21 protein-coding genes and 1 pseudogene are annotated in these 23,414 nt (G+C 50.3%); 10 read left to right on the top strand and 12 right to left on the bottom strand.

The window, feature by feature from the left end; genetic code table 11:
• Positions 1–302 precede the first annotated feature (302 nt).
• The 3 genes from BLO51_RS03170 (at position 303) to BLO51_RS03160 (ending at position 4,249) form a co-directional block, all read left to right on the top strand.
• Positions 303–2,111: a DEAD/DEAH box helicase gene (locus BLO51_RS03170; protein ID WP_090666772.1), complete on the top strand. Its 1,809-nt coding sequence runs from the start codon at positions 303–305 to the stop codon at positions 2,109–2,111.
• Positions 2,108–3,160 (top strand): YqhG family protein, encoded by a 1,053-nt coding sequence (locus tag BLO51_RS03165; RefSeq protein ID WP_342672325.1) that lies wholly within the window; start codon positions 2,108–2,110, stop codon positions 3,158–3,160. Before BLO51_RS03170 ends, BLO51_RS03165 begins: the two co-directional genes overlap by 4 nt.
• Positions 3,161–3,328: 168 nt before the next feature.
• A complete protein-coding gene (locus BLO51_RS03160; protein ID WP_090666769.1) occupies positions 3,329–4,249 on the top strand; it encodes a hypothetical protein in 921 nt (306 codons plus the stop codon).
• 101 nt (positions 4,250–4,350) lie between these two features.
• On the opposite strand, the gene BLO51_RS03155 is transcribed toward BLO51_RS03160, so the two are convergent.
• The 5 genes from BLO51_RS03155 to hutP all read right to left on the bottom strand — a co-directional run bounded on the left by BLO51_RS03155 (position 4,351) and on the right by hutP (position 9,505).
• Complete coding sequence (locus BLO51_RS03155) at positions 4,351–4,581, bottom strand: YqzE family protein (RefSeq protein WP_090666767.1); 231 nt, start codon at positions 4,579–4,581, stop codon at positions 4,351–4,353.
• A gap of 165 nt (positions 4,582–4,746) precedes the next feature.
• Positions 4,747–6,456: an arginine--tRNA ligase gene (gene argS, locus BLO51_RS03150; protein ID WP_090666765.1), complete on the bottom strand. Its 1,710-nt coding sequence runs from the start codon at positions 6,454–6,456 to the stop codon at positions 4,747–4,749.
• Between the two features lie 323 nt (positions 6,457–6,779).
• Entirely contained in the window at positions 6,780–7,265 is a 486-nt protein-coding gene (locus BLO51_RS03145; protein WP_090666763.1) for a GNAT family N-acetyltransferase, read from the bottom strand.
• A 97-nt stretch (positions 7,266–7,362) separates the two neighbouring features.
• Complete coding sequence (gene hutH / locus BLO51_RS03140) at positions 7,363–8,895, bottom strand: histidine ammonia-lyase (RefSeq protein WP_090666760.1); 1,533 nt, start codon at positions 8,893–8,895, stop codon at positions 7,363–7,365.
• A 136-nt stretch (positions 8,896–9,031) separates the two neighbouring features.
• A complete protein-coding gene (gene hutP, locus BLO51_RS03135) occupies positions 9,032–9,505 on the bottom strand; it encodes a histidine utilization transcription antiterminator HutP (protein ID WP_090666758.1) in 474 nt (157 codons plus the stop codon).
• Positions 9,506–9,734: 229 nt separating this feature from the next.
• Here hutP and BLO51_RS03130 point away from each other — a divergent pair, with 229 nt between their 5' ends.
• Together BLO51_RS03130 and BLO51_RS03125 are read left to right on the top strand one after the other, a co-directional pair.
• Positions 9,735–10,448: a PadR family transcriptional regulator gene (locus BLO51_RS03130; RefSeq protein WP_143006811.1), complete on the top strand. Its 714-nt coding sequence runs from the start codon at positions 9,735–9,737 to the stop codon at positions 10,446–10,448.
• Positions 10,449–10,477: 29 nt separating this feature from the next.
• Complete coding sequence (locus tag BLO51_RS03125; RefSeq protein ID WP_167670091.1) at positions 10,478–11,854, top strand: MFS transporter; 1,377 nt, start codon at positions 10,478–10,480, stop codon at positions 11,852–11,854.
• 53 nt (positions 11,855–11,907) lie between these two features.
• Here the strand turns inward: BLO51_RS03125 and BLO51_RS03120 are convergent, their stop codons facing one another.
• From BLO51_RS03120 to BLO51_RS03100, 5 genes and pseudogenes are all read right to left on the bottom strand, one after another.
• The gene (locus BLO51_RS03120) at positions 11,908–13,101 is read right to left on the bottom strand and encodes an MFS transporter (protein WP_090666753.1); all 1,194 of its coding nucleotides are present in this window, start codon (positions 13,099–13,101) and stop codon (positions 11,908–11,910) included.
• 35 nt (positions 13,102–13,136) lie between these two features.
• Positions 13,137–13,952, bottom strand: coding sequence for a MerR family transcriptional regulator (locus BLO51_RS03115; protein WP_090666751.1), 816 nt, complete (start codon positions 13,950–13,952; stop codon positions 13,137–13,139).
• Positions 13,953–14,330: 378 nt separating this feature from the next.
• Positions 14,331–14,516 (bottom strand): annotated as a pseudogene (locus BLO51_RS03110) (zinc ribbon domain-containing protein); the annotation flags it as partial.
• Between the two features lie 90 nt (positions 14,517–14,606).
• The gene (locus BLO51_RS03105) at positions 14,607–15,650 is read right to left on the bottom strand and encodes an NAD(P)/FAD-dependent oxidoreductase (protein ID WP_174551186.1); all 1,044 of its coding nucleotides are present in this window, start codon (positions 15,648–15,650) and stop codon (positions 14,607–14,609) included.
• A gap of 110 nt (positions 15,651–15,760) precedes the next feature.
• The gene (locus tag BLO51_RS03100) at positions 15,761–16,783 is read right to left on the bottom strand and encodes an AraC family transcriptional regulator (protein ID WP_090666746.1); all 1,023 of its coding nucleotides are present in this window, start codon (positions 16,781–16,783) and stop codon (positions 15,761–15,763) included.
• A 143-nt stretch (positions 16,784–16,926) separates the two neighbouring features.
• Between BLO51_RS03100 and BLO51_RS03095 the strand changes: the two genes are divergently transcribed.
• The 5 genes from BLO51_RS03095 to BLO51_RS03075 all read left to right on the top strand — a co-directional run bounded on the left by BLO51_RS03095 (position 16,927) and on the right by BLO51_RS03075 (position 21,423).
• Positions 16,927–17,508 (top strand): NAD(P)H-dependent oxidoreductase, encoded by a 582-nt coding sequence (locus BLO51_RS03095; protein WP_090666744.1) that lies wholly within the window; start codon positions 16,927–16,929, stop codon positions 17,506–17,508.
• Positions 17,509–17,667: 159 nt separating this feature from the next.
• On the top strand, positions 17,668–18,489 hold the full coding sequence (locus tag BLO51_RS03090; protein ID WP_090666742.1) for a helix-turn-helix domain-containing protein: 822 nt from the start codon (positions 17,668–17,670) through the stop codon (positions 18,487–18,489).
• Positions 18,464–19,090 carry a GNAT family N-acetyltransferase gene (locus tag BLO51_RS03085; protein ID WP_090666740.1) on the top strand — a complete coding sequence of 209 codons (627 nt, stop codon included), beginning with the start codon at positions 18,464–18,466 and terminating at the stop codon, positions 19,088–19,090. The genes BLO51_RS03090 and BLO51_RS03085 overlap by 26 nt, the downstream gene beginning before the upstream one ends.
• A gap of 20 nt (positions 19,091–19,110) precedes the next feature.
• The gene (locus BLO51_RS03080) at positions 19,111–20,304 is read left to right on the top strand and encodes an MFS transporter (protein WP_090666738.1); all 1,194 of its coding nucleotides are present in this window, start codon (positions 19,111–19,113) and stop codon (positions 20,302–20,304) included.
• 39 nt (positions 20,305–20,343) lie between these two features.
• On the top strand, positions 20,344–21,423 hold the full coding sequence (locus tag BLO51_RS03075; RefSeq protein WP_090666736.1) for a DUF418 domain-containing protein: 1,080 nt from the start codon (positions 20,344–20,346) through the stop codon (positions 21,421–21,423).
• A 118-nt stretch (positions 21,424–21,541) separates the two neighbouring features.
• On the opposite strand, the gene BLO51_RS03070 is transcribed toward BLO51_RS03075, so the two are convergent.
• Together BLO51_RS03070 and BLO51_RS03065 are read right to left on the bottom strand one after the other, a co-directional pair.
• On the bottom strand, positions 21,542–22,423 hold the full coding sequence (locus BLO51_RS03070) for a carbohydrate ABC transporter permease (protein ID WP_090666734.1): 882 nt from the start codon (positions 22,421–22,423) through the stop codon (positions 21,542–21,544).
• A gap of 13 nt (positions 22,424–22,436) precedes the next feature.
• Positions 22,437–23,402, bottom strand: coding sequence for an ABC transporter permease (locus BLO51_RS03065; protein WP_090666732.1), 966 nt, complete (start codon positions 23,400–23,402; stop codon positions 22,437–22,439).
• Between the last annotated feature and the right edge of the window lie 12 nt (positions 23,403–23,414).

The following is a 23,414-nucleotide window of genomic DNA, read 5'->3' as shown; positions in this document are numbered from 1 at the left end:
CAAAGCGTGAGACGCTTCCGCATCAACCGGCGTCGTGCGGGGCGTGGCTTCCGAACCGAATATGAAGCATCCGGCGCAGGTCGCAGTCAACAGAAGCGCGAGGCAGATACGTAAGCATCTGCTCAAAGGTTGCTCTCCCTTTCTCTACCGACCTGTCACCGCGGAAATCAAGAGCCTGGCGTCCGTCCGCCAGGCCCCATCCCTTTCATCATAAAGCATTGCCAGTTCGTTTGAAAGACTTTATTTTCGTGCATACTAAAAATTGACTCGATTCGTTACCCGATGGAAAAGGAGCGCGTCCGATGCAATCCACCGAGCGAAAAGAACACGTGCGTCAATTGAATGAGCATGTTCAGCTGTATTTTGAACGGGATTGGTTCGAGGAGCTGCACGACCGGGCGCAGCGCAACGGTCCGTGGGATGACTGGATGATGTTCCGGCTGGCCGAAGAGGCCGAGCAATCGGGGCTGATCCGCAGCTTCGACGAGCTCCAGTGCTTGTCGCATTTGCCGAATCTGGTGCCGATGGACCATCAGATCGATACCGCCAAAAAAGTACTGACCGAAATGCGCGGACGGGCCATTCTGGCGGACGAGGTCGGGCTCGGTAAAACGATCGAGGCCGGCCTCATTCTCAAAGAGTACATGATCCGCGGACTTGTCCGCAAGGCGCTCATTCTCGTGCCCGCTTCGCTGGTGCTGCAATGGGTGCGCGAGCTGAACCAGAAATTCGGCATTTCCGCCGTCGCCCAGAAAAAAGAATACATGTGGGCCGCGAACGATGTCGTCGTCGCTTCGATGGATACGGCCAAGCGCGACCCGCACCGGGACATCGTGCTCGGGCTGGAATACGATATGTTGATCGTGGACGAGGCGCACAAGCTGAAGAACAAAAAGACGACCAACTACCAATTTATCAACGAGCTGCGCAAAAAGTACTGCCTGCTGCTGACGGCGACGCCGGTGCAGAACGACTTGAAAGAGCTGTATAACCTGATTACCCTGCTCAAGCCGGGGCAGCTTGGCGGTCAGGGCAGCTTTCAGGCGAATTTCGTCGTGGACAAGCGGATTCCGAAGAACGAAGAGCAGCTTCAGCACGAGCTGAGCAAGGTCATGATCCGCAACCGGCGCAGCGACGGCAACGTGAATTTCACCAAACGGATCGTGCGCAATATCCCTTTGCAGCTCTCGTCCGAAGAGCAGGCGCTGTACGACGGTGTGACCCACTTCGTCCGCGGGCGGTACGAGGAGTCCGGCGGCGATATCGGCAGCATTTTGTCGCTTGTCACGCTCCAGCGCGAAGTTTGCTCCAGCCGGGATGCGGTATTCATCACACTCGTCAACCTGTTCAAGAAAACCGAAGAGAACTCACCGCTCCGCGCCAAAATCTGGGAGCTTGTCGAGCTGATTCGCAGCATCAAAGCGAATACGAAAGCCGAAAAAGTGATGGAGCTGATCGGCAACATCGGGGAAAAAGTGATTATTTTCACGGAGTACCGCGCGTCTCAGGAATATTTGCTGCACTATTTGAAAGAGCGGAAAATTTCGGCCGTCCCTTACCGGGGCGGCATGAACCGGGGTAAAAAAGACTGGATGATGGACTTGTTCCGCAACCGGGCCCAAGTGCTGATCGCCACCGAAGCCGGGGGCGAAGGCATTAATCTGCAATTTTGCCACCATATGATCAACTTCGACCTTCCGTGGAACCCGATGCGGGTGGAGCAGCGGATCGGCCGCGTGCACCGGCTCGGTCAGCAGGAGGACGTCAAAATCTACAACCTATCCACCCTCGGCACCATCGAGGAGCATATTTTATCGCTGCTGCACGAGAAAATCAACATGTTCGAGCTGGTCATCGGCGAGCTGGATACGATTCTGGAGCGGTTCGAGAAAAAAACGTCGCTCGAATCGCATCTGGCCAAATTGATCTTGTCTTCGCGCAGCCAAGAGGACATCCGCCAGCAGCTTGACGAACTGGGGCAATCGTTCACCGTTGTCCGCTCCGAGGTGGAGTATGAGTCGCAGGAGAACACGCGGCTGCAAAGCGTGCTGAACGCGGTAGGCCGCCTTACCCCCGGGCAGGACCACGGCGGGGAGGAGGCCCGGCTATGACGATGACGGCGGACCAGATCCGCTCCTTCGTGCTGCGCTATCTGGAAGCGGAGCAGTGCGACATTATGGAGAAGCATCCGGCCTACGTGACCGTGAAGCTGTCGCCCTCCGCCGACAAGGATTTGAATCACCGCCCTTATTATTGGAGCTTCGTCGAACGGACCGGCGTCACCCCGGAGACGATGACGTGCACCTTCGTCTTCGACCCGGAAGCCTACCGCGAGCTGCAGCCGCACGGCCCTCCTGGCGGGCCTCTGCCCGGCGTCAGCACCGCCGCTCCCGGGCTCGCGGGCACGGCCGGGACGCCGCCCGGCGGGCCCCCCGCAGGAGCTGCGGCGCAGACGGGCACGATGCCCGGCGTAGCACAGCCGCCGCAGGGAGACAGCATCCTCGGCCGCTATTTCGGCTTCGTGCCGACAGCTTTTACCGCGCGCATTCCGCGGGACGAAGTGACCTACGGCAGCCGGCGGCTGGAGCAGCTGTTCGCCGCCGTCCGGGCAAAAGGTAAGTATGTCCGGCTGTTCGAGCAGCATGTGCTGGAGCAGCCTCGGCGATCCGCAACCGTGCCTTACGATACTTGGCTCGCCGTCAATTTCAAGGTAGAGCTGGCCTGCGATATGAAGCGCAGCGAAATTCACTCGCTGGGCATCCAGCTGCAAACGGGCGTGATCCGCGAGCGGTTCATGGATTGGATCGCTCCGGTCACTTTTACACCGCAGCTGCCCGCTCACGTCTACATTACCCCGGACCGCATTGCGCTGCCCCGCGCGGTGCTCTACCTGGAAGAGCATCTGGAAAACAAGCTGGCCAAGTACGACCACCGTTGGGCGAAGGAAGCCCAGCTTCGGCTCGCGGATGAACAGGCTCGCGTCCGCGATTATTACGAAGCGCTGCTCAAGACCGCCGAGCCCGATCAAAGACCGGACATCGAGGCGCAGTACGCCGGCCGCTCCCGGGAAATCGAATGGCAGTACCGCCCGCGCATCCGAATATCCGCCATCAACTGCGGATTGTTCCACGTCTCCTCTGCGAAACCGCCCGCGTACTGACGAACGGGCGCGAAACGGTACGTTTTTCAGAGGAAAGTATTTTTGGACGGGCTACAGGTTCTAACAATCTTTTCGGCGCATACCTTGTACAATAAAGACATATTCGCAGTGGAATGCGCATAATGCCGATACTCAGGCCAACGACTCCCAAGCGAAGCAGGTGAAACTATGAAAAAGCTTTCGTTCGCGCTCGTCTCGCTGCTGCTCGGCACAAGCCTGCTTGCGGCCTGGCCGCTCGAATCGCCCCCCGCGCATGCGGTGCAGGAAACAAAGCCATCGGCTCCTCCGTCCGCGCCGCCGACGGAACCGGCAACCGACATTGCCGCTCCGACGCTGCAAGCGGCCGTGGAGCGGTTTATGAAGCAGCTCGCGCTCCAGCCCGGCTTCGAGCCGTGGCAGCAGGCGTCCTGGACAAGCTATCCGCTCGGACCGGGCATGCATGGCTGGGTCATCATCGTCAGCGCCGGAGGCTCGGAAGCGGGCTATCTGGTTATCCACGCCGGAGAAGCAGATACGTACCGGCTGACCGAGTATGGCAAAGGCGCTTACCCGTTATTCAGCTTGCAAACGCTGCATCGAAGCTTGGTGCAGCTTGAACTTATCGAATATCCGTATCAAACCGAGAGATTATACTTTGGTCCGCTGCAGGCGCTCTGGAAAATTACCGTGCAAAACGCGGACCGCATCTGGTATATCGACGCCAAAACCGGTGAGGAAATGCCTTTCACCGGCGACGCCAAGCTGCCCAAGAGCAAAGCGGCGCCCGCGCCAAACATCACCAATACCGATGCCAAGCATACAATAAAGGAAAGCGGGCAAGCGGAGCCCGCGGAGCCTTATGCCCGGCTGCCGTGGGTGCAAAACAAATCGGGCAAGCCATTGCCCTTCGACGATCTGAAGCAGTTGATCGCTCAAGGCAGCAAGCCCGTGTTCGCCGCCGAGCTTTACGAAGGCAGTGTCACCGTGCCGCTTCCCGTCGCAGGCTTTCAAGTGTGGTCCAGCGGGGATCGCTTCGTGCAATTCCGGCAGGACGACGACCGCTTTCTTCCCTACGAGGCGCTGCAGCGTCTCGGCAGCTTTTACCCTTAACCTACGGTTTCTCCTCTTCCCTATATCGAAAAGCTTCCCGCCTGACGGCAAGAAGCTTTTCCTTTTTTTTATTCAGGCACCATGCTTTAGCTGCTTTGATTTCACCGCTCCGCTCGTTTGCTTAGGCTTCTTCCGAAGCGCCGGGCGCCCTCGCGCAAAGGCTTCGTCCACATGTCGATCGCCACCGGCAGCATGCCGAACCAGCGGTACTGCCACGGCTCCTTGCCTTCCCTCCGGTCCGCCCGTACCTGCCTCCGCACCTCCTTCGGCGTCTCGATGTACCGGACGACCCGCTCCGTTACATATTTTACAAGCTCGTCGCTTTTCGCCATGTTGCCATTCACCTCTACATCCCAGTATGATCCGCACCCGGTTGCGGCAAACCTGCCTTCGTCTTATTAAAGCCGGTAACGGTCGCATGCAAAAAAACACCCGGATGCCGGCTGTCTATGACAGTCCGGACAAACAGGTGTTTTTGCCATGTGATGTGATGAGGTTTAAACCTTCTCCGGCGCTTCCAGACCGATCAACGCCAGACCGTTCTTCAGCGTAATCCTTACAGACTCCACGAGCGCAAGACGCGCTTTGCGCACCTCGGCATCGTCCACCTTCAGAATCGGACATTCATGGTAGAAACGGTTGAAACTTTGCGCCAGATCGACCAAATACCGGCTGATAATGGAAGGCTCCAGCTTATGCATCGCCTGCTCGACCCGTTCCTTGAACAAGTACATCTGCTTCAGCACGCCTTGTGCCTCTTCATTTTCCAAGTGCTTCGGATCGAAGCCTTCGAACGACTGCGTCTCCGCTGGATCGGCTTTCGCCAGCACGCTGCACGTCCGCGCATGCGTGTACTGCACGTATGGACCGGTTTCGCCCTCAAAATTCAACGCCTCGTCCCAGGAGAAGACGATATCCTTAATCCGATTGTTGCTCAAATCGTTGAAAATAATCGCCCCTACGCCGACCTTCCGGGCGACTTCGTCTTTATTTTCCAGATTCGGATTTTTCTCTTCGATGATTTCGCGGGTCTTCTCGATCGCTTTGCCGAGCAGATCCTCCAGGTTGATCACATTGCCCTTCCGGGTCGACAGCTTCGCGCCTTCCAGGCTGACTTTGCCGAACGGCACGTGCAGCATTTGCTTCGACCAATCGTAGCCCATCAGCTCGATTACCTTGAACAGCTGGTTAAAATGCAGGCTTTGTCCCGCATCGGTCACATAGACGGCTTTGTCGAAATCATACGTCTTCTTGCGGTATTTAGCCGCCGCCACGTCGCGCGTATGGTACAGCGTTCCGCCGTCCTTTTTCACCATTAAGGCTGGAGGCATATTGAAATCGTCGAGCCGGACAAGCAGCGCTCCGCCGTCTTCTTCCAGCAGGTTTTTCGCCTTCAGCTCGTCCAGCACCTCGGCCATTTTATCGTTATAGAAGCTTTCGCCCGCATATGAATCGAACTTCACGCCGAGCAGATCGTACATCTTGTGGAACTCCTTCAAGCTGATGTCCACAAACCAGCGCCACAGCCTGTGCGCCTCCTCGTCCCCCTGCTCCAGCTTCACGAACCAGGCGCGCGCCTCGTCCTCCAGCTCCGGCTTCACGTCAGCTTCGTCATGGAACTTGACGTAAATGCGCTGCAACTCGTCGATGCCTCCCGCTTCGACGGCCGCCTGATCCCCCCACAGCTTGTAGGCGACGATCAGCTTGCCGAACTGCGTGCCCCAATCGCCGAGATGGTTGATGCCCACGCTATTGTATCCCATAAAGTTGAAAATGTTATAAAGCGCATTCCCGATGACCGTCGAGCGGAGATGCCCGATATGGAACGTCTTCGCGATATTCGGCGAAGAGAAGTCAACCACGATATTGCGTCCTTGACCGTATTCCTGCGAGCCGTAACGGTCTTGGCGCGCCAATACTTCACCGACGACTTCTTTGGCGAAAGCGGCCGGGTTCAAAAATACGTTAAAATAACCGGACACCGCATCCACCCTCTGAACCGATGCGTTGTCGCTCCAGCCTGCCTTCAGCTCTTCCGCAATCGCCTGCGGCGCCTTCCGGAGCTGCTTGCTAAGCTTGAAGCAAGGCAGCGACAAATCCCCCATCTGCGGATTCGGCGGATATTCGATCAGCTCCGCCAGCGCTTCCTGCGATAAGCCCTCAAGCTTTGCTGCCAGCTGCCCGGCTAACCATTGTTTGTAATTCATACACGATGTGCCCCTTTCTTCGAACGAACGCCGCCATCCCGCAATACGCTTTCATACAAGAAAGCACCCCGGTCGGGGTGCCGTTTTTCAACGTCGCACGTAGGTCTTGACAGCCTTTGCATATGTTCCATTATATCGGGCGCGAAAAACCGAGTCAAGCCGGGTTTGCTGCGTCATCTCAACGATTTTGGCGGTCCGGCGGCGCTTCGTTCCGGCATCGGACACGATGTTTGTATGAATTTTGGACATCGACGAAAAAATACGGGAGGAAATGCAAAAAACCGGAGCTTCCGGCTGCCGCCGGTACCCTCCGGTTTACGAGTTTAAAGCATTTTCTGCATCATGACGACGTCCAGCAGCTTGCCGAATTTGAAGCCGACCTCGCGCATCGTGCCCACGGTATCGAATCCGAACTGCCGGTGAATGTGAACGCTGCTATCGTTGCCCTCCACGATCCGCGAAAGCACCGTATGCAATCCGGCCTTTTTCCCTTCAGCCAGCACGGCTTCCAGCAGCTTTTTCCCGAGTCCCTGACCGCGGTGCCCGTCCCGGATATATAAGGACAGCTCCGCCGTACGCGCATAGGCCAGCCGGTCGGAGTACCGGTTCACAGCGGCCCAGCCGAGAATTAAACCGGCATCTTCGGCGACGACGACCGGGTAAGCTTCGCCATGCTGTTCGAACCACTCCAGCTGCTGCTCCAGCGCACGCGGAACCGTATCGAACGTCGCTACCGTCGTTAGCACAGCTTCGTTATAAATATCCAAAATGTGCGGTACATCTGCATGTCCGGCCCGTCTGATCTCCATTAGAAGCCCGCTCCCTCTCACAAAATCCTAGAGATTTTTTCGCCTACTATAGCAAGGTTTCGGGAGAAATGCAAGACTTCGAACAGGAGACTGTATATCACAAACCGAGCGTCTCCGCCATATCCTTAAGCACCGCTTCATCCTTCATCAAGCTCACGGCTTTTCGGAAATCCGTGTACATCACGCGGTCTTCATCCAGAAACGGCACCTGCTTGCGGCACTGGGCGTATACCCAGGCCGTTCCCTTGCCCAGCCCGTCGGCTCCGCGGTAATCGGCCGCTTGCGAGCCACACAGAAGCTCGATCGCAACGACGTTGTATGCATTTTCGACGATTTTGGCCGCTTTTCTCGCGCCGATCGTTCCCATGCTCACATGATCCTCTTGATTCGCCGAGCTTGGAATCGAATCGACGCTGGCCGGATGCGCAAGCGACTTGTTTTCGGAAACGAGTGAAGCCGCGGCATACTGCGCAATCATGAAGCCCGAGTTCGTGCCGCCGTACTTCGTCAGAAACGGAGGCAGTCCTCCGCTCAGCTGGGGATTGACCAGCCGTTCGATTCGCCGCTCCGATATATTCGCCAGCTCCGCCACCGCAATGGAGAGGAAATCCATCGCCAGCGCAATCGGTTGGCCGTGAAAATTGCCGCCGGAGATCACTTTCTCCTGCTCAGTGAATATGAGAGGATTATCCGTTACCGAATTCATCTCGATCAGTAATTTATCGTGAATATATTGAAGCGCATCGGCCGAAGCGCCGTGAACCTGCGGTACGCAGCGCAGCGAATAAGCGTCTTGGACACGCAGCTCCCCTTGGTTTGTCATCAGACGGCTGTCTTGGGTCAGCTTGCGGATATTCGAAGCGGCCTGCTGCTGGCCGGCATGCGGGCGGATGTCGTGAGTTTCCGGGTCGAACGCCTGCCTTACGCCCTGCAAGGTCTCGGTGGTCAAAGCGGCGGTGCAATCCGCCCATTTGGCCAACTGCAGCGCGTCCCAGCAAGCCAAAGCGCCGACGGCGGTCATCACTTGCGTACCGTTAATCAAAGCCAGGCCCTCTTTCGCTTCAAGCGACACCGGTACGATTCCGGCCTTGTCCATGGCTGCTTTTCCGTCCAGCTTCTCCCCCCGGAACGACGCTTCCCCTTCCCCCATCATGACCAGCGCCAAATGGGACAGCGGGGCCAAGTCGCCGCTTGCGCCGAGCGAGCCTTTCTCCGGGATCAGCGGAACGACGCCTTTGTTCAGCATCTCGACCATCGTCTCCACGACGGAGTAACGTATCCCGGAATAGCCCTGGATCAAGGCGTTGATGCGCAGCAATACGATCGCTCTCGCCACTTCCTCCGGGAACGGATCGCCGATGCCGCAAGCGTGACTGCGGATCAAATTGACCTGCAGCGTCTTCGCGTCCTCGCTCGAAATGTACGTGTCGCTGAATTTGCCGAAGCCTGTGGTCAAGCCGTAGACGACCTTTTTCTCCGCCAACAGCTTCTCGACGTATTGTCTGCTCTTCATTACCTTTGCTTTGACCGAAGCGTCAAGCTCGACTTCGTAGCCGTGGCGTGCCACGAGCACGACCTCCTGCAAGGTCAGCTTGCCGCCGCCGATCATAATTGGTGCTGTTTTTATCATCACAAATCACTCTCCTTATGAAATGGACACAAAAAAAGAGGCCACACCAAATCAATGGTCATGACCTCTAAACGAAACTATAAGACTATGGTCTACAATTATTCAATTGAAACGCCTGAAACTGCGATCCGGTCATTCAAATATGATTGATACCGAAGCCCAGCACCTCGTGCTCGAAGCCTTTTTTCGGAGCACCGATCGTGCCGTACATACATACGCAGATCCATTCCCCTTCGTCCGGTTGATCCACCTCGGTTGACAAAGGGCCGCGAACGATGGCGAAGGTAAGCCCTACCGTACGCAATACGTCCCGAATCTGCGGGGTTCCGCGGCTTACCCCCTGCAACGCCTCAAGAATCGCGTGGTACAAGCCATGTGTTTCCCGGTACCGCTTTTCGTCGATGACCCGATTGTTTTTGGCAGCCGTTTCGATGGCCGCAACGACTTTCGCGCTGTCCATGGAGCCGACTTTCCCGACGGTATGCCGGTAACCGTCCGCGTCCAGCTTTCGTACGATATCCGCCCCCAGCGCATGGTTGTGCATCATCGCCAATAAGGCGGTTAATTTGCCGATCGTAGAAGGAATCCCTTGCTGGCCCGTCACTTGCATGCCCCTTTCCTGCGGAACGCCACAATAAAAATAAAAAAGACGCTACAACAGCAAATGGGAAAGCTGCTTCCCGCTCCCATAAAACTTGCCTTGTATCGACCCGACTATACACTAAATGATCTAAAAGGATTTAACTCATCGCTAAAGTATCTGATGAAATTGTATCATACATCACGCGGGTTGACAACGAGGCGCCGATCGGCAGAGGGAAAAATAACCCAATCGGCGATTGACAAATACGATATATCGTATTACATTTTTTATAACGATATATCGTATTGTTTTATTAGGAGTGGCGTTCATGTTTTATTTCAATCGACATGATGGAGAACATCGTAAGAGCGAAAGAACTAAAGGGCAGCATATGCTTTGGTTGCAAGAAGACCACCGCGTGCGTTACAAACGCGGAAGATCCTCCGGCGGCTGCGAGGAGGGCAAACAGCGGTTTTTCAAGCGCGGCGAGTTCAAATATGCTTTGCTTGAGCTTCTCGTTTCGGAACCCATGCACGGATATCAACTTATCAAAGCGATGGAGGATAGAACCGGCGGACTGTATGTCCCTAGCGCCGGTTCGATTTATCCAAATTTGCAGTTACTTGAGGATATGAGCTTGATTACTGCAAAGGAGGCGAACGGGAAAAGGCTGTACCGCATTACGGAGGCAGGCTTGGTATGTCTTCAAGAGAGAAAAAGCCGGGATCAAGATTGCTGGGAACGGGAAGGTCGGCGGCGGCCGGATGCCGATCTCGAAAAGAGCGACTTGCGGGAGATGATGAAGGAATGGTCCGAGGTCATCTTTCTTATTGCAAGAGCGGCGAAAAAAAGCGGTTGTTCCCCGGAACAATATGTTAAATTTCGCGGAATCATAGAAAAGCTTCAGCTGGATTTAACTCAATTGCTTGACGGCTGTGACGATACCCTTTCGGAAGACAACCGTTCCTAAACTACAATAAAGCGGGGGGGCGCATGCCTATGTCCACGAACTCGAAGGCAAGGCGGTATGGATTGCTTGCCGCCGTAGGTCTTGGCATTCTATTGAATCCTTTGAATACGACGATGATTTCCGTAGCCTTTTCAAGGCTCGAAGCAGACTTTCACATTGGCTACGACGTGATTTCCTGGTTAATTGCTACATATTACGTAGCCAGCGCCATCGCTCAGCCTGTCATGGGAAAACTCAGCGATTTGATTGGGCAAAAACGCGTATTCCTATTTGGGCTGGGGCTTGTTACGATTTCCTCTTTGTTGGCCCCATGGTCTCCAAGCATAGGCTGGTTGATCGGTTTTCGGGTCATTCAAGCGATTGGCACTTCCTCGCTGTTCCCTTCCGGTATGGGGTTAATACGCAGCTCCATAACGGAAAAACAAGCCGGCGCTTTGGGCGTACTATCCATCTTTACGTCCACGTCCTCCGCCTTTGGACCCGTGATCGGCGGATTTTTAATTCATTACGGAGATTGGCCGGCTATTTTCTGGGTCAACTTTCCGGTTATCGCGATTTCTTTTTTATTGTCCGTCAAATTTTTGCCGAAAGACGGCCCCCGAAAACGTTTGGGTTCCGGCGGATTGGATGTCGCGGGGATTGTTCTTTTTACGGCGCTTATTATTGTCTGGCTGCTTTTCTTCCTTTCCTTTGGGTCCGGACTCAAAGTCTGGCTTTTGCTTTTGACCGGTATTGTGCTTGGGTTCTTGTTCTACAAGTATGAAGTAACTCGTACCCAGCCGTTCATTGACATTTCCTTCTTGAAAAAAAACCTTAATATTTGCCTTGTCTACTTGCAATATCTTGGGGTAAACATCGTGTTTTATGCGATACTGTTCAGCATACCGTCCTACTTGAAGCAAGTCCAACATTTGGATGATCGAATCGTTGGCGTCATTATGCTTGCGCTGTCCGGCTTCGCTGTAGCCGTTACGCCGCTGGTCACCAGGCTGGCAGACAGATCGGGCATCAAAATGCCGCTAATCATAGGCTCATCGTTCCTTTTGGCCGGTGTTCTTCTTATCTTGTTGCTTCCTTCGCCTTCGACGGGCCATTTGATTGCGGTTTTATCTGTCTTTGGAATCGGGATAGGGTTTCAAAATCTTAGTTTGCAAGCCGCTATTTTTTCATTTGTTCCCAAGGAGGAGACCGGTATCGCTTCCGGGTTATTCATGACATCCCGGTTTATCGGGACGATCCTCTCCTCAAGCATTTTGGGAGCGTTTTTCAGTGGCGGAGTTACCGCTGCGGGAATACAGGATATGGCTATGATTTGCGCTCTCATCGTCTTGGCCTTGCTGGCTTTGTCGATCGGCATGCCGGGCGGTTCGAAAGTCGTCCAAGCTTCGAAATCGTTAGACAAGTGATCAAGCAGTAAGGCGGCCAACAGGCCGCCGCTGCTTTCAACGCCTCCGGCTGTTCAATTCGCGACGGTTTGATAACCGCTCGCGGCTTTACGGTTCAGACGATAGCTGATGAAGGTCAGCATCGATGCGGCGACCGCTGCGATTGCTCCGAACCAGGAAACATCGATAAGCTCCATGTTCGTCGTAACCCATCCGCCCAGAGCCGATCCAAGCGCAATTCCGACATTGACGGATACGGGAACTAAGGACGAAGCCAAATCTTTGGCCGCAGGGAAATGCTTGTCCGCCAAATCAATGAAATACAATTGCATGGTGGAGCTCATGACATAAACGACAAGGGCAATGAACGATATGCTAACCAATCCTGTGACAACCGAGTTGGAGGAAACATAAAGCGACGCGAGAATGGCGGCTTGAATCAGAAACACATACCGGAGCTTTCCAATTCCGTTGCGGGCCGCCAATTTCCCGCCGATCAATGTGCTGAAGATGGATACGACACCGTAAAGCAAAAATATAAGGCTAATATACCGGTCCGGGACAAAGAGCACTTCTTGCAGCAGAGGGGTCAAATACGTAAAAACGGTATAGGTCGCCGCAATGCTTAACGCCGGAATAAAGAACGCAATCACAATACGCGGGTTGGTGAATAATCCGATTTGTTTTTTCAACGAACTCCGCGTTCCCTTCAGCCCTCTTGGAATGGTCACTGAGCTGGCGATGAGCGAAACGACTCCCAATAGAGCGGTAAACCAAAAGGTCATATGCCAACCGCCCCATTGTCCGATATAGGTGCCAAGAGGCACTCCGATGACACTGGCGATTGTAAACCCGGCGAAGATAATGGAAATCACCGCACCCCTTTTTTCGGAAGATACGGTTTCGCTGGCAACGGCCATGGCGAGTGCGATCAAAGCTCCGGTAACGACGGCGGTGATCACTCTGGAAACAAGAAGCAGCGCATACGACCCGGATACAGCGGTTAACATATTCCCTGCAATAAATACCGCGATCAAAACAAGCATGAGCGGGTATTTGGAGAATCGGCTGAATACGGCCGTCAAGATTGGCGTACCTACGGCAAAAGCGATGGCAAAAGCCGATACCAGAGCTCCTGCCGTCGATATGGCGACATTTAAGCTGGTGGATACTTCCGTCAATAGCCCGACAATGACAAATTCGCTCGTTCCCAGAACGAAGGTTAACAAAAATAAATTTAAAGTCAGAAGCTTTTGTTGTTTCGTCAAAACCGAATCTCCTTTCCAATCAAAGCGATTCTCAATCAAGCTCTCTCGACGGCAATCTGGACCTCGGCAACGTAAGCTTCCGGATCATCCAATTTTTCATGAGGGATGCAGATTTCGCGTCGCGGCTCATTTTCCTTCATTCGATATCCGTTTCGTTCGATCCACATCGCCAATTCCGTACTTGCGGTGCAGGGGCTCGTTATCCTGCAATGATGAATAAGCGTGGCCATCATCGGAACTTCCGGCAATCGCTTTACCGTAAAGAGGAAGCGGCTCGGCATATCGTGAGTGAGCAGCCGGGCCACTTCGATGTCCATATCGTCTTCACATTCCTCGCAGCCATGCCAAAGAACCATTTGGGACAAAGAAGATACGCCGTAGCTTTCCAAATGATCGTCGAGCTGGCGGAAAAGCTCGGGAAGCTGACTAAACGAAACTTTTTGCCGGTAAGACACTACAAGCTGCGGCGCCGCTTCTTTTAGAACGACATCGTGCGACGTCAGATGTTTCCCCTCATTCTCGATGGCATGCAGACGTTCCTTGATTCGGGCAAGCTTGGCCTGCTCCTTATCCAGAACGGACTGAATCTCGTTTTGCTTGATCCGGAACATCCCTCGAATTTGCTCAAGTGGGATTTCCTCGCCTATCATCTGGCGAATTTGATCCAGCGAGAAGCCTAATTCTTTATAGGCCAAAATGCGGTGGAGCTGAAACAGCTGGTCGGCTGAGTAATACCGGTATCCGGTATACTTGTCGGTGTGGGCCGGCTTGAGCAAATTCAATTGGTCGTAGTAACGAAGCGCCTTGACCGATACTTGGCCGATCTTCGAAAACTCGCTGATTTTAAACATGGATACACCTCGCTTGTCTAAATGTTATTTCTGCCCTTCCTTGCCTTAATCGAGTATAACTTTCCCGTTAAGGGGAGAGTCAAGCGGGATTCAATGGCGACAGCCGAACCGACGGTCATTCCAAACGAACTCCATATCGACAAAAACATCCCGCTCCTCACTCAAAAGTGAGGCGGGATGTTTGTTTTTAGCTTTATTTCACTATGTTCAGTCAAACCATCATTACAATTGAATTGGTTGCTGTTGTTTGAGCCTCCAACACGGCTAAAGCCGTGGGATTCTTAGCTAGTTAACGCACGCAGGCCATTTCTGTTTTGTGCCGACTGCTAAGTTAAGAGCTAGCTCATTAGCTCATCCTAGATCAGAGCGTATAGCTATCTAGGCTGATAGACTGTTACCATCTATCACAGGTTGGCGCAGGATGTTGATCGCTCCAACTCTGTCGCGGTGTGCGCGATACCCGCATGAACACTCATACGTTCGGTCCATTGCCTTGTTCCGTTTCTCGCAGTTTGGACACGTTTGGGAGGTGTACGCAGGATTGACTTCGATGATGTTGATTCCTTTTATTAATCTTCGAAAATTCTCCTATTTTGTACAACAGAAACACCTTCTAACTCAACATCATGAATGCCATTACATACAAGATTCCACTTAAAATCGGGATAACCGGCAGCTTTCTAATTCTTTCAACTGCACGTTGTCTATAATCTCATTTGCAGCCAAGCGGCTAATAACAGGAGCCAACGTAATAGCAGAATGCATAACTGCCAAGTAAAGACCCTTTATTTGATCATGAAATCCAACAATAGGGTAACCGTCTTCAGGCATAGGTCGCATTCCAACCTTGATACTTTGCAGCTCCAAATTCTCGCCTCCTTTTAACTGGTGACGAAGAATTTCAAACGCTCGCTTTCCAATGGCCTCCGGTCCATTTTTACCCGACTCATCCATATAATCTTCCGCCGCAATTAGCGTATCATCGGTTAATTGCCTTGCTTCAAACTCTGCATTGGTAATCAAGGTGTGGATTAACTTTTCTTTCGATTTCATGTGAATGATAATGGAAGGCGAAGGAGCGACAGGAACATCGAAGCCCAGCGGCTTACAGAGCTCGGGTACAGCTGCGCCGGTGGCCAAGACGATGACGTCCGATTCTATAAAGCCATTTGAGGTGTATACGCCAACAACCTTGCCGCCCTCTTTTTTTATTTGCACAACTTTTGTATCAAAAAGTAGTTTCGCTCCATTTGCCTCTGCTTGTTCCACTAAACGTTTTGTTGTTAAAATAGGATCTATTCCGCCTTCTTCAAAAGCAAAAGCAGCTTCTTCCGGATATTCCTTCAAATTAGGTTCTAATTCCAAGATCTCCTGCCGAGTCAGTTTTTGGATATGAGACTCCTCCGCATTTGTAGGAACTCCCCATGTCAGTGCTCCGTGCCAGTTTATCTTTAAATCAGGCAGCTCTTTTTCCAATTCATGATATTCGGCTAACGTTGCATCATACAAATGTCGAAAATTTTTTAATACCCGACCCGAAGGATTTATCCAAGCGAAAGATTTTTCAGTTACTCCACAGGCAACTGTTGAATGACTCTCGATTAACGTGACATCCTGATTCCGTTTTGATAAGTTATAGGCCATTGACGCACCGACAATACCTGCGCCAATCACTATAATTTTTTGTTTCTTAATCATGTAAGTTTCCCCCTACAACCAGCCTTTATTCTATAAAATCGTTGCACACGACAAGGTGCGATCGGAAGTCGGACTCCCATGTTGCGGCGATACTTGTATCCGGTACCCCATCATGCTGGGGCTTTCCTGTTACGCGCTTGTGTCCGGTACTGTCCCGGCGTTAAACCCGTCCACTTCTTAAAAGCGCTTTGAAATGCGCTGGGCTCCGAAAAAAACAGCAAATAGGCAATGTCGCCGATCGTATAATCACTTTTTTTCAAATAACTTATGGCCAATTCCTTGCGTACCCTGACAGATAATTCATTATAGGAAGTTAGCTCTGCCTTCAACTTATTCTGGAGTGTTCTTGTGCTTATTTCGAAATGTTCTGCGGTTTGCTGTAAGGTCGGAAAAAAGGATGGAACACACTCTTTCATCCATTGGACTGCCCGATCTGAAAACATGCTTTCCTGTGTCAGCTCATCTCTGGTTTCCTGCGCAATGTTCTCGAAAAGTTCCAGCAGTCTTGCATCGGAATACAAAATCGGGTACTTCAGCACGTCCTTACTCATACGAAGAACATTGTCTTTCTCGCCAAAGCGGGGAACTTTCCCGAAAAACGCCTTATAAGGCTCTATATCCGCCGGTGCCTCATGTATAAATTGAATCTCATGCAATGGGATACGGCAGTTGCTAAGCTTGTTGATCAAATGATACAGCGAGCTCGCCATCTCCTCCACACTATGACGTGATATTTGACCGGGATGCTGTAAAGAATAGCGGATCAGGACATCTTCGCCCTCCACTTCCCACTCCAGATGAAATACGCTACACAGAATCACATTGTATCTTTGATAAGCGGTTAGCGCATCGGCAATGGTTTTAGAATGCAAAATCACATAACCGAGAATGCCCATATCGGTAAGCTCCAGGATCTGTCCTTGGTGCAAGCCAAAATGATCATCTTGCGTGTAATTCGCTGCGGCGATCATCAATCGCTCCAATTCCTCTTCCGTAATACGGGCCTCTTTATCCTGCAACAAACAACTGTCAAACGATGCATATCTGAAATATGGATCCAGTTCATATCCTTTATGAGTAATTGTCTTCATCATCGGATATATTATCGTAATGGGAACTCCCCGGTTCTTCAATTTTTATTCCCCTTTTGCGCGAATCAGCAAGTCCATTGCGCTGTCGAGCATTCATTTTTTTTTCAATTCGTTCTATGCTTATATTATATCGCAAACAGCCACTAAGGTAAGTAATTAATTGGGGGCAAGAGGAGGAACTGAACATGAAATCGAAGATTCTCGTTATTAACGGACATCCCGACCCGGAGAGCTTCTGTGCGGCCTTGTCCGACGCTTATATGAAAGGGGCCGCGGCCAGCCAAGCCGAGGTTCGCTCTATTGATTTGAGCAAGATCACGTTTGACCCGAACCTGAAATTTGGTTACCGTAAACGAACGGAATTAGAGCCAGATCTGATCGAAGCGCAAAAACTCATCCAGTGGGCGGATCACCTTGTATTTGTTTATCCTACATGGTGGGGTGTAATGCCAGCCATTCTGAAAGGATTTATTGACCGGGTTTTTCTCCCCGGCTTCGCTTACAAATACAGGGAAAATTCTTCACTTATGGATAAGCTCTTAACCGGCAAGTCCGCGCATTTGATCGTCACTGCCGATACTCCGTACTTGTACAATAAGTTGGCCTATGGTCATGCAGAATACAATGTGATGAAACGCAACATATTGAAATTTTGCGGAGTATCGCCTGTACGCGTTACGGAGCTTGGAGTGATCAAAGGGTCATCGGATGAAAAACGCGCGAATTGGCTCGCTAAAGTAAATCAGCTTGGGACTAAATTGACTTAAGTACTTTCTGATCTCAATATACATTATATAAACCTTAGAGGAGCTGCGCTTAAGCAAGCTCCTCTATTTCGTTGCCCTGGGAATTAAACGCTTGACATTAGGTCTGACCTAAGGTGTATCGTTAAGATGTTCCAAACCTCATCCTTGGGAGTGAAGTTTATGAAGAGTGAAATTACGATTAGTGAATTAGCTAAGCTGATGAACGTGTCTGTTCATCAAATTCGTTATTTTGAAGAAAAAGGGGTCCTTCAACCTGCTTATACAGATAACAATCAGTATAGAATGTACGGCATCGAGCAAGTTTACCAACTAGCGCATATTTTGTTGCTTCGCAAGCTGGGGGTACCTGTTCATTCCATAAAAGAGTATATGACTTCCTACTCTGCGGATCAATATCGACAGCTTCTTCATCATTCCCTGCGGGAAGTGGATGCGGAGTTGCAACGACTCCAAGAGCTTCATCAGTTCATCACAAAAGTGTTGAATGAACAACAAAGCTTTAGCCTGCACCCCAATCAATACCAAATCAAGCGGCGAGAACCCACTTATTTAACACGTTGGATGGAAGTGGATTCACATACGAAGCTGAATGCTACACGATTGACCGGACAGGCGAAGCGCGTTCCGAACTTGTTCGAATCGGACATTCATTATTTATATGATGGTTCGAGTGATGGTTCGAGCACCGTTACCTTATGCCTGGAAACGCAAGCCCCTGGCGATTTCTCTTTGCCTGCAGGCGATTACCTTTCCATACAGAGCCTTGTGGATGAAGAAGAGTCTGAACATATGATTAAACAGTTTTACGACTACGCTGCTGCGCAGTCTTATGTCATAGCAGGACCTCTGATCCTCATAGAAAAATCTTATTTATCCCTATTTAGCCAAAGCAGGCTGCACTATGAGCTGCAAGCCTTGATCGAACCGGTTGCAAATTCCGAAAGGGGAATCGAACATGACGGTAGCGCCAATAACAATTGAACCTATGCAGGCCAAGTATAATCCACAGATCGGCCGATTGCTTGTTCACGGGTTTCGCGGAAAATTTCAAAAATTGACGAACAGAAATGATGACGATCTCGCTCTTTTTTTCGAAAAGCTTCTTGACCATTTTCCCGCGGAACCGGCAAGTCGAAGAATGGTCGCCCTGCAAGAGGGAGAAGTTATCGGAACGATAGCTATCAAATGGAAGCCGGAATCTGACATGAAACAGAAGCAAGAGCTTCCTTCGTGGAAGAGCTTCAATAGGTTTGGAAAATGGAACCTGTTTAAAATGCTGCTCGGGTTACATTTATTAGACCATAAACCACAGGCTGGAGAATGTTATATTGTAGACGTTGTCGTCCATCCGGACCATCGAAGCAAGGGGGTTGGAAAGCTGTTATTTCAGTGGGCAAAGCATTTTGCACAAACGGAACCGCGCCTGGATGCGCTGAGCTTGCACGTCGTAGGCAGCAACCCTCGTGCCAAGCACCTATACGAGCTCCTGTCATTCCAGACTCAGTTACAACAAAGTAGCTTGGTACGGCGTCTTTTGTTCAATGAATCAAAATGGGATTATATGGTTTTAAAATTAAAATGATAAGGTAATGAGGAAAACATATGCGTCTTTTTACGAAAGAAAAAATATCTTTAGCTGTCGTCTTGATGAATTTATTTATTGCCTATGTAGGGGTTGGCCTTGCTGCTCCCGTCATGCCGTCGTTTGCAAAAGAAATGCATTTAAGCGGTGAAGTCATGGGATACTTGATTTCCGCTTTTGCATTTGCCATGCTTCTCTTCTCTCCCATTGCCGGCATCTGGGTAGATACGATCGGCAGAAAAAACATACTTATACTAGGGCTATTCCTTTTTTCTTTTTCGGAGCTGTTATTTGCCATTGGCAATCAGGTATGGGTATTGTTTCTTTCAAGAATTTTAGGGGGCATTAGCGATGCCTTCATTATTCCGGCAGTTACCGCTTTTATAGCGGATAACACTTCATTGGAAGAGCGACCTAAAATCATGGGCTATCAAGCTGCCGCGATAAGTTTAGGGTTCATCATCGGTCCCGGTATCGGCGGATTTATAGCTGAATTAGGGATACGTGCACCATTCTTCTTCGCCGCAGGATTCACCTTGGTTACTACTATCATTTCATTGCTTGTTTTGCAAGAGCCTTTGTCTAAAGAAAAACGAATGGAAAATAGACAAAAGAAATTAAATGGAAGTTTTTTGTCGGAGATTAAAAAATCATTTCAACCTTTGTATTTGGTACCCCTGATCATTGTCTTTGTATTATCTTTTGGACTGTCTGCCTACGAAATGCTGTTCAGTCTTTTTGTTGATTCGAAATTCGGTTTCAATGCGAAAGATATTGCCGTCATTATTACAGTAGGTTCCATATCGGGTGTGGTGGCTCAAGTGATGTTCTTTGAGAAGCTGGTAAATAAATTCGGCGAGAAGAAGCTGATTCATGCCACGATTATGATTGCCGCAATTTTCATTCTTGCTTCTGTTTTTTCCAGTGGTTATTGGAGCATTTTGGCCGTTTCCAGTATTGTATTTTTTGCTTGCGATATACTTCGTCCCGCAGTGACATCATTACTTTCAAAATTGGCCGGGGAAGAGCAAGGATTTGTCGCAGGGATGAGTACCACATATACAAGTCTTGGAATTATTATTGGGCCTGCATTAGGCGGTATTTTATTTGATGTAAATATTAATTTACCGTATATTTTCGCCGCAGTTGTCCTGTTCGCCGCTTTTGTGATGGCGGTATTGTGGAAAAATAATGCGGGGATGCAGTCGCGATGAATTTACTTCACAGCACGAATCGTAAAAGGATGATATCGTATGAGTCAATCGAAAAAGCGGATAACCGCCCTGGATTTTGCGAGAGCATTGGCGATCTTCGGCATGATTATCGTGAACTATAAGCTTGCCATGCAAGCAGAGAATGGCGGACCGGCATGGTTGCAATCGATTGCCGGTTTGCTTGAAGGGAGATCATCCGCCTTGTTTGTCGTGCTGGCAGGAATCGGGGTGTCATTAATGACCTCGAAAGCCCGAACTTCGATGAACGAGGAGCTCATTCGTCAAAGCCGGAACAGCTTGTACCGTAGAGCCGCTTTCCTGTTTATAGCTGGCGTGCTGTTATTGCTAATGGGCTGGAGCGCCGACATTTTGCATTACTATGCCGTGTTCATGCTTGTAGCTGCGGTCTTGATCACCGTATCCGACAATAAAATACTCGGCCTGTTCTCGATTGTTCTGTTAGCATCGCAAATATTTTTAGTTATATTTAATTACGGCAACGGTTGGAACTCAAGTTTTAGGGAATACTCGGGCTTTTGGACGATCGAAGGGTTCACTCGCAATCTGTTATTTAACGGATTTCATCCTGTCTTTCCTTGGTTGTGCTTCTTCCTCATCGGCTTGTGGATTGGCAGAAAGCGTTGGCTGGATAAGGAAAACCGATCAAAGGTACTGCTATATTCGCTATCGGGAACGGTTGTTTTTGAAACCCTTTCTTTCTTCCTAATCCAATGGACCTCTGCTGAACTAAATGTTGGAGTAGCAAAATATCTTTTTGGAACTAAACCGATGCCGCCCACAATGCTATATGTTCTCTCCGGAATTTGTTCATCTGTGGCTGTTATTGCGATCTGTCTTTATGTGGTCGACAAATTTGAGAATTCCCCTCTGACGCAGGCGGTGATCAACACTGGACAATTATCGTTATCCCATTATATCGGGCACATCGTTATCGGATTAGGGCTGCTTCAGGCCTTAGGCTATTTAGAAAATGGCGGACTTTCTTTTGCAATGGCCTATGGAACCGCTTATTTCATAGTCGCAATCGTCTTTTCGAATCTGTGGATCAAATGGAAGACAAGAGGTCCAATTGAGCTGATCATGAGAAAAGTTTGTTGAGTCGTATAAATCGGCCAGCACGCCAACGAGGGCCTTCGCCCCATACTTTAAACGAGCCTCAGAAGCAATTCCGAGGCTCGTTTGTCATTGATTTTTTATCCAACACTTCCTCGTGCCTTTACCCTTTGACGGAACCGACCAGCATCCCGGAAATAAAATATCGCTGCAAGAACGGATATACCAACATGATCGGCAGTACCGTAATCATCGTGATCGCCATCTTCAAGCTTTCCGGCGTAACCGTGTTCATGCTGGCGTTCAAAGCCCCCGATTGCATCAGGGTCGCGTTATTCGCGTTGGAAAGCGTTTGGTAGAGCACGTACTGCAGCGTGAACAATTCGGGATTCATCGCATTATACAACTGCGTATCGATAAAGCTATTCCATTGCCCGACCGCCGAAAATAGAACTACCGCGGCAAGAACGGGAAGACACAGCGGGAAAATAATTCGCCAAAATACCGTCAAATCATTCGCTCCGTCCACGACGGCCGCTTCTTCCAGCGAATCCGGCAAGCTTTCGATAAATGTTTTGATCAGGATCATGTTGAATACGCTGACAGCAGTCGTGACGATGTATACCCAAAACGACTTGGAAAGATTCAGTTGAACAATAAGAACATACAGCGGAATTAGCCCGCTGGAGAAATACATCGTAAAGACAAAGAACTTGCGCCAAAAGCGAACCGCTATAAAATCGTCTCTCGTTAAACAATAGGCCGCCATCGACGTTACGAAAATCATGACAACCGGGCCGAGAATCGTCCTTCCGACAGAAATCAATATACTATGGAAGATCGCCGGATCTTCAAACGCCCGCGCGTAGGCGTCTAGCGTGAAGCCTGCCGGCAATACCAGCAATCCCTGGGGCAATTTGCTCGGTTCGCTGAGCGAATAGCTGATGATATACAGGAAAGGAAAAAACATGATTATCCCGACAAAGGTCATCAATACATAGTTGCCAGCGTCAAAGAGCCGGTCGAACGTTGTTCTATTTTCCATGGCAGCCCCACCTTTACAGCAATGATTTGCCTGTCATTTTCTTGGATAGCTGGTTGGCCCCGATGACCACAATCAGACTGACAATCGTCTTGATAATGCCAACCGCCGTCGCATAAGAGAAATTTCCGAGTTTGAGGCCGAATTTATAAATATACATGTCCAGAACCTCCATCGTTTCCCAGTTGGTCGGATTCGTGAACAGGTAGAAAAGATCGAAATCGGAATTGAGTACCCATCCAATGTTGAGAATCAACAAAATGATGAACGTCGGTATCAAATTCGGCACCGTAATATGCCATATTTTTTGGAATCTTCCCGCTCCGTCCATGTCGGCCGCTTCGTACTGATCGGCAGAAATGGAAGTGATTGCCGCAATATAGATAACAGCATTGTACCCCAAATACTTCCATCCTTGCACAAAGATGACGAGGAGCCATGAATACGCTTTATCCCCAAGTACATTAATGCCTTGCTCGAGAATCCCAAGCTTGATCAGCGACACATTGATCGCCCCGGTCGAACTCCCTAACAGTGCATGAATAATCGCATACACGATTACCCACGAAACGAAGTATGGGAAGAACGAGACGGTTTGAATGATTTTTTTGAACCACTTCTGACGTACCTCATTTAACAATATGGCGAACACCAAGGCAACCGTCAGGTTTAAAATAATGACCGAGAGGTTCATAACGAGCGTATTGCGGATTAAATAAATATAATCCGTGCTTTCCATGAAAAACATTTTAAACTGCTGAAGACCGATCCATGGAGCTTTCCACAGATTGATGCCCACCTGATAATTCTTGAATGCGATCAGCCATCCGAACAGCGGTACATAATGGAAGAGAACAGTTAACAGAACTGCCGGAGAGATCATTAGAAACAAATATTTTTGCCTGAATACTTTCTTTACCCATGTCGCTTGGTATTGTCGTGCTGCTCCCGAGACGATCACCGCCGCTTCCTGTTTCGCCATCTGCGCGAGCCC

The sequence above is a fragment of the Paenibacillus tianmuensis genome (genome assembly GCF_900100345.1).
Taxonomy (GTDB): domain Bacteria; phylum Bacillota; class Bacilli; order Paenibacillales; family NBRC-103111; genus Paenibacillus_G; species Paenibacillus_G tianmuensis.
Note: the sequence above shows the minus strand (reverse complement) of the source record. Positions and strands in the feature narration are given on the sequence as shown.